Genomic DNA, 13,839 nt, shown 5'->3' with positions numbered 1-13,839 from the left:
CTATGTCGCATGGGCGCGGCAATACCATAGGCTTGCGCCGTGATTTCCGAGCGTGCAGTGGTCGACGGGCGTTTCGAGTTGCTCGAGCCGCTCGGCAGCGGCGGTATGGGGACGGTGTGGCGCGCATATGACCTCGCGCTGCATCGCGAGGTCGCGCTCAAAGAAGTGCGGGCTGAGACGGATGGCGCAGGCTCGCCCGGCGTGCACCGCGAGCGGGTGTTGCGGGAGGCCAGGGCGCTGGCCCGGATCGGTCATCCGAATGTCGTCGCCATCCACCACATCGTGGATTCGCCCGAAGTCGCACATCCGTGGATCGTCATGGAACTGGTTCGCGGACAAAGTCTCGCCGATCACCTGGCAGGTGGGCCGATGCCGCCGTTGCAAGCGGTGCTCCTCGGCCGTGGCATCCTCGCCGCCCTCCGTGCCGCACATCAAGTCGGTGTACTGCACCGCGACATCAAACCCGCGAATGTGCTACTGCGCGAAGACGGTTCACCGGTCCTGACCGATTTCGGTATCGCCGCCATCAACGGCATGAACGGTTTGACCTCCACCGGCAGCGTGGTCGGCTCGCTGGATTATGTTGCGCCGGAACGGCTCAGCGGCCAGGAGGGACACACCGCCTCCGACCTTTGGTCGTTCGGTTTGCTGCTGTACTTCGCGGTGGAGGGGTTTCACCCGATGCGGCGGGAGTCCACAGTGGCCACACTTGCTGCCGTCATCAGAGGGGAGGTGCCGCCGCCGCAGCGGGCTGGGGTGTTGACCGCGGTTTTGACGGCACTGTTGGTGCCTGATCCGGATCGTCGGCCGAGTGCCGAGCAGGTGGATCTGATGCTTGCGCAGGCGATTGGGTTCGGCGGTGCGCCGGGGGTGTTCGGTGGGGCGGGTGCGAGGAGTGGGCCGGGAGTTCTTGGTGAACCCGATGCAGGCAGGGGTCCAGGGGCTATTGATGGACCGGGGGCGGGCAGTGGCCCGCAGGCTTTTGCCGGGCAGAGTGGGTTTGGCGGGCAGAGTGCGGCCGGCGCGCCGGCCGGATCCAACCCCCTAGGCGCGGCCCATGCCGCCGTCAGCCCACCAGCCTATGGCCCTGGCGGCTTCAGCACTCCCAGCGCATTCGACACCCCCGGTGCGGGAAATGCGCGCGGCGGATTCGAAACGCCAAGCGCGCCCAACACGCCTGGCGGATTCAGCACGCCAGACGCGGGCAACGCATCAGGCGCATTCAGCGCACGCGGAGCGGCCGACACACCCTATGCACCGGGCGGATTCAATTCGCGAGGCGCGGGCAATGCCCCCGGTGCCTTCAATTCGCCCGGCTCAGTTGACGAGTTGCACGGCCCCAGCGGCATGGCACCCGCCACGTACCCCCATGGCTTCACGAATCCCCCTGCACGCAAACCACTCTCACGCGGGATCGTCGCCGGCTTCGCGGCCGCCGCAGTCATCGTTGCCGTCGTCGCCACGATCACGATAGTGGTCCTGCGCCCCGATTCGACCGGCAACCAGGCCAATCCGAGCAATCCCCCCACGACCGGTGAATTCCCCGCCACAAGCCGAGCCGCATTCCCGACGTCCGGAGCACCCGTAACCGGCAAAGCCGTCGACCTCCTGACCCCGACCGGCATCCGGCAGGCCATAGCCGCGCTCGAAAAGGTCTCCGGCAGCCAAGAATTCAACGAAGCAACGTTCTATCCGACCTATGCCAACGTCGGCGCACCGGTCAAAAACAAACCCGACCTCTACGACCTGTTCGTCTATCGCGACGGAACAGCCACCCGAAAGGGCGCGGGCGGCCCGCTCTCGGACAAGGCCACCGTAAAGCTGAGCTCGATCAACTGGGACATCCTCCCCGACCTATTCCGGACCGCCGACGAAAGCCTCGGTATACCCACCCCCACCCTGCGCTACGTAATCGTCGACCCAGCCTGGACCTTCAACAACGACCAGCCAACCGTCATGGTCTACCTGACCGACGACTACGGCGGCGCCTACCTAGCCGCCAACACCGACGGCACCGTAGTAACCAAATACCCCAGAGGCCGCTGACCCCATCACCTTTCGCCCGCACCGACACGAAACCCCCTGCACCTGACTCGAATCAGGTGCAACAGCGGATTTACAATCAAATATTCGTACCGGGAATCACGCACCGCCCGTCGGGCCCAATATTCCCGATGATCATCCCATCCGACAACGTACAAAAGCTGCCGATCTGAACGCACTCCCGATGCGTATTCATGACCATCTGATCCCCACAAGGCATCCCAGGATCATCCGGATCAGCCTGCGCACTCACCGGAAACAGCACCGCAGCTGCAGCAGCAATAAATAGCGAAATACGAAACATGATCAATCCTCCGAACCATGACGAATCGCGCACGCACTCTACAATTCAGACCGTCCGATCCTCGACATTTCGCATCGAACAAAATCCGTCCCCGACCAGGTCGATCCTACTCCGGCACTCCCAATCGCTCACACATACGAACGCCACCGCACATATCCCATGCTCCAAAATTCAGTCGGTCATAAGACCGTGGTCGGAAGCGGCGCGACGGGGTTCGCCGTCGGTGTCGGGTTGGTCGCCGACCGGGACGACGCCCCCGCCGCGTACCGGACCCACACCACCGAACTCGTCCTGCACCGGCCACCGCTCGGCGTCAACTGACTACCGCGCTACCCCGCGGAGCTGAGTGCTGGGGCACCCCGGGTGCTGAGGTAAGTGCGAAGTTCCGCGCCGCGGACGCGCCGAGGTCATCGCGATCGCTTGACCATACACATAGGACTAGATGTATTGTCAAGCTACCTCGGCCGGATCGAAGGAAAACTATGACCCCTCCACGCCCCAAACAACTCGACTCCCCCGTATTGCCGAAGATCTTCAAATACACAGGTAAAGCCCAAGTTTGGGTCTACCAACGCACCGGTGGACGCGTCGGCGGAAAATGGCGCATCGGTGCCGGATTCCGCAAGCCGGTCCCGACTCTGCTGCTCGAACATCGAGGCCGGAAATCCGGGAGCACATACACCACGCCGCTGCTCTACATCACCGATCGCGCCGACACGGTTATCGTCGCGTCCCAGGGCGGCCTCGCCAAACACCCGCAGTGGTACCACAACCTTTGTGCCGCCCCCGAGACCCACATCCAGATCGGCCGCGAACGCCATGCTGTGCGCGCAGTAACCGCCGACTCGGACCAACGCGCGCGCCTATGGCCGAAGCTGGTCGACGCCTACGCCGACTTCGACACCTACCAAGCATGGACCGAACGCGAAATCCCGGTCGTCATACTCCAACCCCGCACCGCGCACGACTGACCCCCTACTGTGCGGCGCAGTGCCGAAGTCGGTCACAATCGAGCAATGCCAGGCAGGGTGAACGCTATCGGCCCGGAATTCGACTGGGATCAGGACGTCGCGGTGAAGCCGGCAAATGTCGAGCCGCAGGAATGGCCGCCCGCAGCGCCAGCATGATGGCGCTGCACCAGGCGCAGCCGCGCAGCCTCGATGCTCCGTATTCGCGCCAGCTGCATCCTCGTTCGGTGCGGTGGCCAGAATGCTTGCGCGACAGGCCACTTCCGCGGCAATGCTCCGTAGGCGACTACGCTCACCGCAATATCGGCATGGGTGACGTGATCAACGAGGGAAGGCGTAATGGAGGATCTCGCCGCGCGATTCGAGGAGCTGGGTCGCCTGGTACCGATCCCCCACCCATGGGACATAACGGAATACATCGCGCGGGTGGCAGAGTACCGGGGACGGCCGATCACGTTGTGCCCGATCGACATCGGCGCACTCTCGGGCAACGGATGCGGCACCGGAAGTGGCCTGTGGATTGCCCGGGAAAGCGACGACGTGATCATGTACGGAGCCGACTCCGAATGGCATGCCGATCACATCATCGCCCACGAGATCGGACTCGCCGCCGCTCTCGCCGAAAACCTGGGGCGGTTGGTGAGGTGAACCCGGACGTGCGGTATGCGGGGTTCACTCGCAGTGGCACGGGGTCCTCCTGTGAGTCTGTCACCAGGGCACTGTTCCAGCGTCGGAAAAGAATCCGCCGGTCGGTCCGTCGTCGGGCAAGGTGGCGAGGTGAATCGCGATCGCCGCGCCCTGTTGGGGGGTTCGGACGCCGCGGAAGCCGTTGAGGTCGGTGGCGGTGAAACCGGGGCAGCCGGCGTTGATCAGGATGTTGGTGTCGCCCAGTTCCTTGACGTATTGGACGGTGACTGCGTTCAGGAAGGTCTTCGATGCCGCGTACGCAGCGGAAATCGGGCCCGTGTCGGTGCCGGGGGTGGTCTGCAGCGTGAGAGAGCCGACGCTGCTGGACATGTTCACGATCCTCGGTGCTGCCGAACCGCGCAACATGGGCAGCATCGCGTTGGTGACACGGATGACCCCGATCACGTTGGTTTCCACGGCAGCTCGCACGGTCGCGGCATCGACCAAGGTGGGTTCCTGTGGCATGCCGCCGGTGATCGCGGCGTTGTTGACCAGGACGTCGAGCCCTCCGGCGCGGTCGGCGATCAGATCGGCCGCGGCGGCCACGCTCGCGTCGTCGGTCACATCGAGCGGAACGCCGAATGCATCGGTTCCAGCCGCGCGTAATTTCTCCACCGCCGTGTCGCGGCGTTGTCCATCGCGCGCGCCCACACCGATTCGCCAGCCGAGGGCGCCTAGACCCGCCGCGATCTCGTATCCGATTCCCTTGTTCGCACCGGTCACCAGCGCGATTGTCTGTTCACTCATACCGTCGATCCTGGTTCGGTCTCGGGTGGTGCGTCCAACACCAGCTGGGTGGCCGCTCATACCGCACGGGTATTGGTGGCGGTGAGCGCCGGATACGATGACATGGTGGAGACGCGGGAGTTGCGATACTTCGTCGCCGTCGCGGAGGAGTTGCATTTCGGGCGAGCGGCACAGCGACTCGCCATGGCGCAACCACCGCTATCACGGGCGATCCAACAGCTCGAGCGGCGGCTTGGCGTGGTTCTGCTGCACCGCACCACTCGCTCAATCGCCCTGACCGAGGCCGGGTCGGTGCTTTTGCGGGAGGCCCGCGCCGCGCTCGACGCGGTCGAAGCCGCGGAGCGGCGCACCCGCCGCGCCGCCGATCGGCCCGGTGTGGTGCTGGCCACGAAGGCCGGAGCGTCCAGCGAACTGCTATCGAAGCTGCTGGACGCCTACGCTGCCGAACCGGGCGCTGTCACCGTCGAGGTGATGCTGTGTGGGCCCGGCGAGCAGGAGGGACTGCTGCGCGACGGCCGTGCCGACGTCGCCCTGCTCCACCGGCCCTTCGACACGACCGCAGGATTCGACACCGAGGATCTGCACACCGAACAGCAGGTCCTGGTCCTGCCCGCGGGCCACCCCCTCGCCTACCGGCCCCACATGTCGTTAGCCGAGGTCTCCGCCCTGACGGATCTGCCCCTGCCGCGCTGGCCCCGACGGGACGGGAGCTATCCCGACGGCCCTGGCCCGCAGGTTCGCAACCACACCCAACTGGCCCAACTGATCGCGCTCGGACGAACCTGCGCAATCATGCCCGAGTCGGTCCGAACCCAGCTACGCGACGATCACGCGATCGTGCCGGTGCCGGACGCACCAGCGGTCACGACCGTCATCGCCTGGCCACCACACAGCAGATCCAAAGCCGTCGCCGACCTCGTCCGCACCGCGATACGTCTCTAGCCGACACCGCTGCGACACCGTGGTTCCTCGGCCGCCTTGTGCCGATTTGTGATCGGGCGGGCGAAGGAACACCGGTTCGCAGGCATACAGTTCAACGCGGTGGCAGAGCGCAACCACCGAGCGGTTGACCTCTACCAGCGTCTGGGGTTCGAGATCACGGGAACCGTGCCTGATGCGTTTCGCCACCCCACGCTGGGGAGAGTCGGCCCGCACGTCATGTACTGCGAGTTCTAGGCATCGGCAGCGGATAAGGCCGGTATCGTCCCGGACCGATTCTATCGGTGGTCAACACACCCTCGTAACCGCATACCGCGCTGACCGAACCGGCCAGCATGGGCGCGGCCGACAGCGAAACCGACTGCGCCCCAACACATCCTCTTCCGCCGAGTTCAAGGGGGCAACTGACGCACAGAACGTCTTTCTATGCCGCTGATCGTGTGTCGGGCTCGCCGGTCATATCTTTGTGTCCGGGGTAGGCGACGTGCCTGCGCGTTCCAACAGCTCGGCGGTCGCCTCCCACAGGCGCCGCTCCCGGCCGCGGTCGTGGGCCACTGGCTGAACCTCGGTCAGCTTGGTCTTCACGACGAACGCGCCGTCACGCAGGTGTGCCCACCGCTTGTCGAGGGCCATCGCGGCCAGCAGCGGCCCCGAGCGCTGCGGCGTCGAGACCCCGGGAATCCGCCCCAGGGCGCGGCTCATCGCCTGGAACGCCGCGGGGGCGCCGCGACCCAGCGCGGTGCCGGGCATCCAGCCCGGCTCGAACACGGACACGTTGATCCCCGGGCCGGCCTGACGCTGCAACTCGTGGGCGTAATAGAGGATCGCGAGCTTGGCGTTGGAGTAGGCGATGCCGGAGGCCTCCATGCCCGGGGTTCGCTCACCACCGGCCGGGCGGGCGAGCTCGACGGGGTCGGTCCACTCGGCCTCGGCCACGTGTAGCAGCTTGCGCCAGAAGTTGGCGTGGTAGGTGTTCGAGCCGACCAGCACGACCCGCGCCGGGGCGGTGAACGAGATGAGCAGGTCGCCGATGAGCTGTGCGTGGGCGAGGTGGTTGACGGCGAAAGTCAGCTCGTAGCCGTCGGCCGAGACCCGCCGGGTGTCGGCCGACATGGTGCCGGCGTTGGCAACCAGCGCGCGCAGCGGACGGACGGCGCCGTGGGCGAGGAGGCCGTGAGCGGTAGCCGCGGCGGCACGGACCTCCGCCAAGCTCGCCAGGTCGCAGCCGATCTCGTGGACGCGCGCCCCAAGGGCACGAGCCTCGTCGGCGACCGCGGTCAGGTCACGCCCGGCGCGGCCGACGAGCAGCAGGTCGGGTCGCTGCCCGTCCGGGCGGTCGGCCATGGCCAGCACGGCGTGGCGGCCCAGGTTGCGCGTGGGGCCGGTGATGAGGACGGTTCCGGGTTCGGTCATGGCTCCAGCCTGCGAGCGCGAGCGGGTCGCAGCCAGTCGTCCGGTTTTCGTAGGACCGTCAGGACCAGGACAACCGGTGCAGACTCGTCCAGAATGGACCGCGTGGAAGCGTGGGAGTTCGGCCGGACGGTGCGTCGCTGGCGCGACCGGGTGGCACCCGAGGCCGTCGGTGTCTCGGCAGGCCGGCGGCGCCGGGCCAACGGGTTGCGCCGCGAAGAACTGGCCGCGCTCGCCGGCATCTCGGCCGACTACCTGACCCGCCTCGAGCAGGGACGCGCGACCGCGCCGTCGACGCAGGTCGTGGAGTCGCTGGCCCGCGCGCTGCGCCTGGCCGACACCGAACGTGACCTGCTATACCGGCTGGCCGGGTACGCCGCGCCCGGCCCGGACGTCGTGCCGTCGCGGGTCACCCCCAGTGTGCAGCGGCTGCTCGACCGGCTGTCGCACACGCCGGTGGTGGTCTACGACGCCACTTGGACGCTCGTGCTTGCCAATGCGCCGTACCACGCGCTCATGGGCGACACGACCACCTGGCGCGGGCTGGAACGCAACGCCGTCTGGCGCAACCTCACCCGGCTGCCCTCGCGGGTCGTGCACACCCCGCGCGAACAGGCCGAACACGAAGCCCGGCTCGTGGCCGACCTGCGCCTGACCGCGTCGCGCTACCCCGCCGACCGCGCGCTGCGGCGCCTGGTCGCCGACCTGGCCGGCGGTAGCGCGCGGTTCGCCGAACTCTGGGAAGTCGAAGCCCCGCCGTCCCTGGCCGCCCCATCCCGGCGCAAGACCATCGACCACCCGGCGGTCGGCCGGATCACCCTCGACTGCGACACACTGCTCGTTGCCTTGGACGACCTGCGTATCAGCGTCTACACCGCCGAGCCCGGCACCGAGGACGCCGACCGCCTGGCGCTCGCCGCCGTCCTCGGCACCCAGTCGCTACAGCTCTGAGCGCAAATGTTCGGAAGTGTCGGGTGAGACGCCGTCGGGCGTCCGGCCGGGTTTCTACCCAACATCCGCTCATAGCCGCATACCGCGACGACCGAACCGCCCAGCGTGCGGTGCCAGAGAAACGACTGAGCCCCCACCCCGACACCGGATGGGGGCTCAGCAGAGTCTCTACCAGCAGCAGCGATACACGCGCCGCCCTACTTCTTCACAGAAGCTGAAACGCTATACGTTGAAACGGAACTCGACTACGTCGCCGTCGGTCATGACGTAGTCCTTACCTTCCATGCGGACCCTGCCTGCGGCCTTGGCGGCGGCCATGGAGCCGGCGGCGATGAGGTCGTCGTAGGCGACTACTTCGGCCTTGATGAAGCCTCGTTCGAAGTCGGTGTGGATTACGCCGGCGGCCTTGGGGGCGGTGTCGCCTTGGTGGATTGTCCAGGCGCGGGCCTCTTTTGGACCTGCGGTGAGGTAAGTCTGCAGGCCCAGGGTGTGGAAGCCGGTGCGGGCCAAGGCGTGCAGGCCGGGCTCGGATTGGCCGATGGATTCGAGCAGTTCCAGGGCGGATTCGTCGTCGAGTTCGAGGAGTTCGGCTTCCACTTTGGCATCGAGGAAGACCGAATCCGCCGGTGCGACAGCGGCTTTCAGTTCGGCGACCTTGGCCTCGTCGGTGAGCACGGACTCGTCGGCGTTGAACACGTAGAGGAACGGCTTGGTGGTGAGCAGCGAAAGTTCTTTCAGCAGTTCGCCATCCAGTTGGGTGCGGGCGGAGAAGAGGGTTTTGCCGCTGTCGAGAACTTCCTGGGCGGCCTTGGCCGCGTCGAGCAGCGGCTTGCGGTCCTTTTTGACCTTGGCTTCCTTCTCCAGCCGCGGGATCGCCTTTTCCAGCGTCTGCATATCGGCGATGATCAGCTCGGTTTCGATCACCTCGATATCGGCTAGCGGATCGACGCGCCCGTCGACGTGCACCACATCATCGTCGGCGAAGACTCGCACCACCTGGCAGATGGCATCGGCTTCACGGATGTTGGCAAGGAATTTGTTGCCGAGTCCGGCGCCCTCGGAAGCGCCCTTCACGATGCCCGCGATGTCGACGAACGACACCGTGGCGGGCAGGATGCGCTGGGAGCCGAAGATCTCGGCCAGCTTGTCCAGTCGCGGGTCGGGCAGCGCAACCACCCCGACGTTCGGCTCGATGGTCGCGAACGGATAGTTCGCGGCAAGCACGTCGTTCTTGGTCAGCGCATTGAACAGCGTCGACTTTCCGACGTTGGGCAGGCCGACGATTCCGAGGGTGAGACTCACGAGAGAGAGAGTCTACGCGGCAAGAAGTAGAGCTTCGGCAGCGGCCGAGCGAGCCGCCCACATTGCCGTAGCGCATCCGTAGCATGACCGTAGGCATTGCCGATATGGTGGGTACATGGGCATACCCGCCGAGCTGCCTGAGATCCCGCAGCGTGAACTCCGCAACGAGGCCAGCCGAATTCTGCGCGAGGTCCGAGCCGGACAGTCGTACACCGTCACCGTCGATGGCGCGGCGGTTGCCGATCTGGTGCCGCACCGCCCCGCGCGGCGGCGTACGGCGGTGCCTCGTGACGAGACGATCGCCGCGTTCGCAGGGCTGTCGGGCAGCGACGACCAAGACTTCGTCGATGACTCGTTGTACGACCCCTATGACCGCGCCTACCGCCGTGGGGAATTCGCGCCCGGAAGCGATTCATGACTGCCGTCCGCGAGCGAGGCTTGGTCGATACCAATGTCTTGATCCTCATCGACGCCGTCGACCCGGACGAACTGCCTGCCGAAATTGTCATCAGCTCGATCACAATGGCCGAACTCGCCGCAGGGCCGCACTTCACGACCGACCCCGGCGAGCGCGCCCGCCGAATCGAACGAGTCCAAAACGCAGAGGCATTGTTCGAGCCGCTGCCGTTCGATACGCGCGTAGCACGCCGTTATGGCCATGTCGTCGCGGCGGTGCTCGCAGCGGGGCGGAATCCGAAGCCGCGCCGGATCGATCTGCTGGTCGCCGCGATAGCGTCCGCGCATGGACTGGCGCTGTACACCGTCAACCCGGCGGACTTCGTAGGACTCGAGGATCTGGTGACGCTCTCGCCCGTGACGCACCCGGACGCACGCTGACTTCGTCAGGGAATCAGGATGACCTTGCCGAGGTTCGAGCGGTTCTCGATGACGGCGTGGGCCTCGGCGGCGTCTGCCAAGGGGAATTCCGCGTGGACGACCGGGCGCAGGAGGCCGGAGGCGAAGTATTGCCAGAGTTCTTGGCGCCAATGTTCGTAGCGATCCGGGGAGTTGCGGGCGATGCGGGCCATTTGGAAGCCGATTACCGATTTCGCGCCGACTAGCAGGTCGTAGGCCTGGATGGTGCCGCCGCCGGAGCTGTAGGCGACGAGTCGGCCGCCTGGGGCCACTGCCGCGATTGCCGGGGTGAGAAGGTCGCCCCCGACAGCGTCGAGGACGTAATCGACGGGTTCGCCCCATGATTCCTGGTCGTACGCGACGACTTCGTCGGCGCCGAGGCCGCGCAGGAAGTCGGTCTTGGCGAGGTCGGAGACCGCCGCCACCACTCGTGCGGCCCCGCGCACCCGCGCGAGCTGCAGGGCGAGATGCCCGACACCACTGGCGGCGGCCGTGATCAGGGCGGACTCCTCCGGCTTGGCATTCGCGGCATCGAGCGCACCGAGTGCGACCAAACCGCTGCGGACCAGCGCGACCGCGTCGACGGCCGAGGCGCCGTCGGGAACCGGCGATGCCATCGCGGCGGATAGCAGCGCGTAGTCGGCATAGCCGTGGCCGAAGACCAGACCGGTGACGCGATAGCCGGGCATACATGTGGTCACGCCCTCACCAACAGCGACCACCTCGCCCGCGACCTCGCCGCCCAGCGCGATCGGCTCCCGCGGCTCACGCACCTTACGAACGACCGGCAGCGTCACACCAACCGCCTCGACCCGGACCAGCAGTTCCCCGGGGCCCGGCGTCGGCACATCGGCCGACACCACCTCGAGTACCTCCGGGCCACCGCTGTGCTGGTATTGCACCCGCCGCATCACACCTCCAAAAATCCTTAGGAGAGGTAAAGGTAGCCCGGCGCTGCGATAACCCTCATCCACTTACCGCGCCGAGTGCGAAATCTCACCGCCGCGGCCGCAGGGTGAGCGGCACTACGATCCGAGCCCACGTACGAGCGTCTGCGCCAGGTCCTCGGCAAGTTCGTCCGGGGCGGGGGTGGCATCCGGGCCCTCCTCGTAGAAGCGCAGAAAGGCCTGGTGGAAACAGGTGCCGTCGAGGAGTGCTGCTGCGGTGTCGACGTCGACTTCGGGGTCGACTCGGCCGAGTTGCTGTTCGGCACGCAGGTAAGCGGCGATTCCGGCGATGGCGTGGCCGGGGCCCGCGCCGTGCCGACGCATCGAATCGCGATGCGCCGCCATGCGTTTGGGTTGTGCGAGTAGTCCGCCGAGCAGGGGTAGGGACTGCTGATAGAAGGCCAGGGCGGCGCGGGCGAGTGCGGCGAGATTGGCTTCGACCGTGGCGGATCCCGGTTCGGGTCGGGTCGCGGCGGGGCCGGGCATACGGTGTTGGAGGACGTTCAGAATCAGGTCCTCTTTATCGCTGAAGTGCTTGTAGAGCGCGGCTTCGGAGTAGCCCGCCGCCTTGGCGATCTCCTTGGTCGTGGCCTCCACCACGCCGCGGTTGCGCATGATCTGCGCCGCGGCGTCGAGGATCTGGTCGCGCGTGCCCATGCGGCCTCCCGGTTGACAGGTTAGTAAGTACTCACCCATCCTAGGTTAGTAAATACTCACCAACCTGAAGGACTCAACATGCGACTCACGATCTTCGGAGCTACCGGACGCACCGGCGGACATCTCGTGCGACAGGCACTCACGGCCGGCCACGAGGTGACCGCTGTCGTCCGCGGCCAGCACGCCATGACAGATCATCCACAACTGCGCGCGATCACGGCCGACATCATGAATCCCGACGACATCGCTATGGCCGTCCGGGGCGCCGACGCGGTGCTCGACACCATCGGATCACGGGACAAAGGCCCGACGACGGTCGCCACCGACGCAACACTCGCCATCACCAAGGCCATGGCATCGGTGGGTGCACGGCGGCTGATCCTGATCAGTAATAGCGCGAGAATCGCTGGACCGGGCGACGATTGGTTCACCCGCTTCGTAGTGAAGCCGCTCATTCTGCGTCCGCTGCTGCGGCACAGCCTCGACGATATGGCCGCGGCCGAACAGGCGACGCGCGATACCGAACTGGATTGGACGATCGTGCGAGCACCGCAGCTCAATGACCATCCAGCGAAGGGTTCCTACAAAACCGCGGTCGACCGCAACGTGACATTCGGCATCCGGATCAGCCGCGAGGACCTGGCCGCGTGCCTGCTCGAGCTGGCGGCGGACCCGCAGTCGATCCACCACCACATCAACGTTGCCGGCTGACTCACCTCGCGCTAGCCGACCGGCGGCGTAGCGTTGGCCGGTATGGAGCCGACCACCGAAGTGGTGACGGCGCGCCCGGCACCTGCGCTCGCGGCGTACATCGATGGGTACGTCGGGTATCGACTGAGCGGGTTTGCGTCCGGGTTGCATCGGGGACTGCCGTCTCGGCATATGACGTTCATCGTGTCGATCGGGCCGAGTATCGACGTTGTGGCGCAGACGGATTCGCTGCAGTCGCCGCAGGACTACCGGTGCGTGCTGAGCGGGTTGCAGGCCAGTTCGGCGGTTATTTCGCACAATGGCTATCAGGAGGGGATCGGGATCGAGTTGACGCCGCTCGGGAGCCGAGCCCTGTTCGGGATGCCCGCGAGTGCGCTGTGGAACACCTCGGTGGAATGCGCCGAGGTGGCGGGACCGGTCGGGCGGCAGCTGTGGGAGCAATTGCAGGAGTTGCCGTCCTGGCCGGAGCGGTTCGCCGCCTGTGATCGGGTTTTGACCGCGCTGGCCTGTCACGATCGCCTGGTGACACCCGAATTGACTTGGGCTTGGCGCACTTTGGTCCAATCCGACGGTGCGGCCCAGATCGGCCCGCTCGCCGAGGAGATCGGTTGGAGCCGCCAGCATCTGGCGCGACGCTTCGGTGCGGAGTTCGGGCTCAGCCCGAAGCTCGCCGCTCGGATCGCCCGTTTCGAACGCGCGAGGCGGATGATCGGGCACACACCGTCCTATGTGACGATCGCGCAGGTGGCCGCGACCTGCGGATATTACGATCAGGCCCACCTCAACCGCGACTTCGCGGAACTGGCCGGTTGCAGCCCCACCGCATGGCTCGCGGAGGAGATTCCATCCGTCCAAGACCCGGAGGGGTCCCGCACGTGAGGCTGGATCCATGACAACACCAACAGGTTCAGCACAGACAACAACCCGCACCGCCGTATGGCCGTGCCTCAATTTCACCGACGCTCGTGCGGCAGTGGCCTTCCTGACCAGTGCATTCGGCTTCGAAGAAGTCGCGCTGTTCGCCAGGGAGGACGACGCATCGTTCATCGAGCACGGCCAACTGCGCTGGCCGCTCGGCGGCGGAATCATGTTCAGTTCCATCGGCAAGGGCGATAACCCGTTCTGTGAACGGGGACCGGGCACCGACTCGATCTACCTCGTCTGCGAGGAACCCGATGCCCTGCACGATCGTGCGGTCGCCGCGGGCGCGGAGGTGGTGCGCGGTCTGCGCGATGAGGACTACGGCTCGCGCGGCTTCACCGTCCGTGATCCGGAGGGCAACCTCTGGAGCTTCGGCACCTACTGGGGCGAGTAATAA

At 66.3% G+C, this 13,839-nt stretch carries 18 protein-coding genes; 12 read left to right on the top strand and 6 right to left on the bottom strand.

The window, feature by feature from the left end:
- The first annotated feature begins 39 nt into the window (after nt 1–39).
- A complete protein-coding gene (locus ACIBJI_RS03640; protein ID WP_397082898.1) occupies nt 40–2,046 on the top strand; it encodes a protein kinase in 2,007 nt (668 codons plus the stop codon).
- Nucleotides 2,047–2,122: 76 nt separating this feature from the next.
- Here ACIBJI_RS03640 and ACIBJI_RS03635 read toward each other — a convergent pair whose 3' ends face one another.
- Complete coding sequence (locus ACIBJI_RS03635; protein WP_364344544.1) at nt 2,123–2,347, bottom strand: hypothetical protein; 225 nt, start codon at nt 2,345–2,347, stop codon at nt 2,123–2,125.
- 159 nt (nt 2,348–2,506) lie between these two features.
- On the opposite strand from ACIBJI_RS03635, the gene ACIBJI_RS03630 reads away from it, so the two are divergent.
- The 3 genes from ACIBJI_RS03630 to ACIBJI_RS03620 all read left to right on the top strand — a co-directional run bounded on the left by ACIBJI_RS03630 (nt 2,507) and on the right by ACIBJI_RS03620 (nt 3,963).
- Nucleotides 2,507–2,668: a hypothetical protein gene (locus ACIBJI_RS03630; protein WP_397082896.1), complete on the top strand. Its 162-nt coding sequence runs from the start codon at nt 2,507–2,509 to the stop codon at nt 2,666–2,668.
- A 161-nt stretch (nt 2,669–2,829) separates the two neighbouring features.
- The gene (locus ACIBJI_RS03625; protein WP_364344550.1) at nt 2,830–3,318 is read left to right on the top strand and encodes a nitroreductase family deazaflavin-dependent oxidoreductase; all 489 of its coding nucleotides are present in this window, start codon (nt 2,830–2,832) and stop codon (nt 3,316–3,318) included.
- A gap of 336 nt (nt 3,319–3,654) precedes the next feature.
- Entirely contained in the window at nt 3,655–3,963 is a 309-nt protein-coding gene (locus tag ACIBJI_RS03620) for a hypothetical protein (RefSeq protein WP_396957223.1), read from the top strand.
- 60 nt (nt 3,964–4,023) lie between these two features.
- Here the strand turns inward: ACIBJI_RS03620 and ACIBJI_RS03615 are convergent, their stop codons facing one another.
- A complete protein-coding gene (locus tag ACIBJI_RS03615; protein ID WP_364357924.1) occupies nt 4,024–4,749 on the bottom strand; it encodes an SDR family NAD(P)-dependent oxidoreductase in 726 nt (241 codons plus the stop codon).
- Nucleotides 4,750–4,797: 48 nt separating this feature from the next.
- Here ACIBJI_RS03615 and ACIBJI_RS03610 point away from each other — a divergent pair, with 48 nt between their 5' ends.
- Both ACIBJI_RS03610 and ACIBJI_RS03605 read left to right on the top strand, forming a co-directional pair.
- Nucleotides 4,798–5,691 carry a LysR family transcriptional regulator gene (locus tag ACIBJI_RS03610; RefSeq protein ID WP_364357927.1) on the top strand — a complete coding sequence of 298 codons (894 nt, stop codon included), beginning with the start codon at nt 4,798–4,800 and terminating at the stop codon, nt 5,689–5,691.
- Nucleotides 5,692–5,700: 9 nt separating this feature from the next.
- Entirely contained in the window at nt 5,701–5,925 is a 225-nt protein-coding gene (locus ACIBJI_RS03605) for a GNAT family N-acetyltransferase (RefSeq protein ID WP_364358064.1), read from the top strand.
- Nucleotides 5,926–6,144: 219 nt separating this feature from the next.
- Here ACIBJI_RS03605 and ACIBJI_RS03600 read toward each other — a convergent pair whose 3' ends face one another.
- The gene (locus tag ACIBJI_RS03600) at nt 6,145–7,101 is read right to left on the bottom strand and encodes an SDR family NAD(P)-dependent oxidoreductase (RefSeq protein ID WP_364357929.1); all 957 of its coding nucleotides are present in this window, start codon (nt 7,099–7,101) and stop codon (nt 6,145–6,147) included.
- Between the two features lie 93 nt (nt 7,102–7,194).
- On the opposite strand from ACIBJI_RS03600, the gene ACIBJI_RS03595 reads away from it, so the two are divergent.
- Nucleotides 7,195–8,049: a helix-turn-helix transcriptional regulator gene (locus ACIBJI_RS03595; RefSeq protein ID WP_364357932.1), complete on the top strand. Its 855-nt coding sequence runs from the start codon at nt 7,195–7,197 to the stop codon at nt 8,047–8,049.
- 222 nt (nt 8,050–8,271) lie between these two features.
- On the opposite strand, the gene ychF is transcribed toward ACIBJI_RS03595, so the two are convergent.
- A complete protein-coding gene (gene ychF / locus ACIBJI_RS03590) occupies nt 8,272–9,351 on the bottom strand; it encodes a redox-regulated ATPase YchF (protein WP_397082891.1) in 1,080 nt (359 codons plus the stop codon).
- Between the two features lie 115 nt (nt 9,352–9,466).
- Here ychF and ACIBJI_RS03585 point away from each other — a divergent pair, with 115 nt between their 5' ends.
- Complete coding sequence (locus ACIBJI_RS03585; RefSeq protein WP_364357939.1) at nt 9,467–9,769, top strand: type II toxin-antitoxin system prevent-host-death family antitoxin; 303 nt, start codon at nt 9,467–9,469, stop codon at nt 9,767–9,769.
- Nucleotides 9,766–10,188, top strand: a complete 423-nt coding sequence (locus ACIBJI_RS03580; protein ID WP_397082889.1) for a type II toxin-antitoxin system VapC family toxin — start codon at nt 9,766–9,768, stop codon at nt 10,186–10,188. The genes ACIBJI_RS03585 and ACIBJI_RS03580 overlap by 4 nt, the downstream gene beginning before the upstream one ends.
- Before the next feature lie 5 nt (nt 10,189–10,193).
- Here ACIBJI_RS03580 and ACIBJI_RS03575 read toward each other — a convergent pair whose 3' ends face one another.
- Nucleotides 10,194–11,117, bottom strand: coding sequence for a zinc-binding alcohol dehydrogenase family protein (locus ACIBJI_RS03575; RefSeq protein WP_397082887.1), 924 nt, complete (start codon nt 11,115–11,117; stop codon nt 10,194–10,196).
- A gap of 114 nt (nt 11,118–11,231) precedes the next feature.
- On the bottom strand, nt 11,232–11,810 hold the full coding sequence (locus ACIBJI_RS03570) for a TetR/AcrR family transcriptional regulator (RefSeq protein ID WP_364357948.1): 579 nt from the start codon (nt 11,808–11,810) through the stop codon (nt 11,232–11,234).
- Nucleotides 11,811–11,888: 78 nt separating this feature from the next.
- Between ACIBJI_RS03570 and ACIBJI_RS03565 the strand changes: the two genes are divergently transcribed.
- From ACIBJI_RS03565 to ACIBJI_RS03555, 3 genes are read left to right on the top strand one after another with little or no spacing between them, the layout of a single operon-like run.
- Entirely contained in the window at nt 11,889–12,521 is a 633-nt protein-coding gene (locus ACIBJI_RS03565) for an NAD(P)-dependent oxidoreductase (RefSeq protein WP_397082885.1), read from the top strand.
- Nucleotides 12,522–12,563: 42 nt separating this feature from the next.
- Nucleotides 12,564–13,400, top strand: coding sequence for a helix-turn-helix domain-containing protein (locus tag ACIBJI_RS03560; protein WP_364357954.1), 837 nt, complete (start codon nt 12,564–12,566; stop codon nt 13,398–13,400).
- A 10-nt stretch (nt 13,401–13,410) separates the two neighbouring features.
- Nucleotides 13,411–13,836 carry a VOC family protein gene (locus tag ACIBJI_RS03555; protein ID WP_364357957.1) on the top strand — a complete coding sequence of 142 codons (426 nt, stop codon included), beginning with the start codon at nt 13,411–13,413 and terminating at the stop codon, nt 13,834–13,836.
- Nucleotides 13,837–13,839: the final 3 nt, after the last annotated feature.

The organism is Nocardia sp. NPDC050408 (genome assembly GCF_044458905.1).
Lineage (GTDB): Bacteria > Actinomycetota > Actinomycetes > Mycobacteriales > Mycobacteriaceae > Nocardia.
The sequence above is the reverse complement of the archived record's forward strand: the minus strand, read 5'-3'. Positions and strand labels throughout refer to the sequence as shown.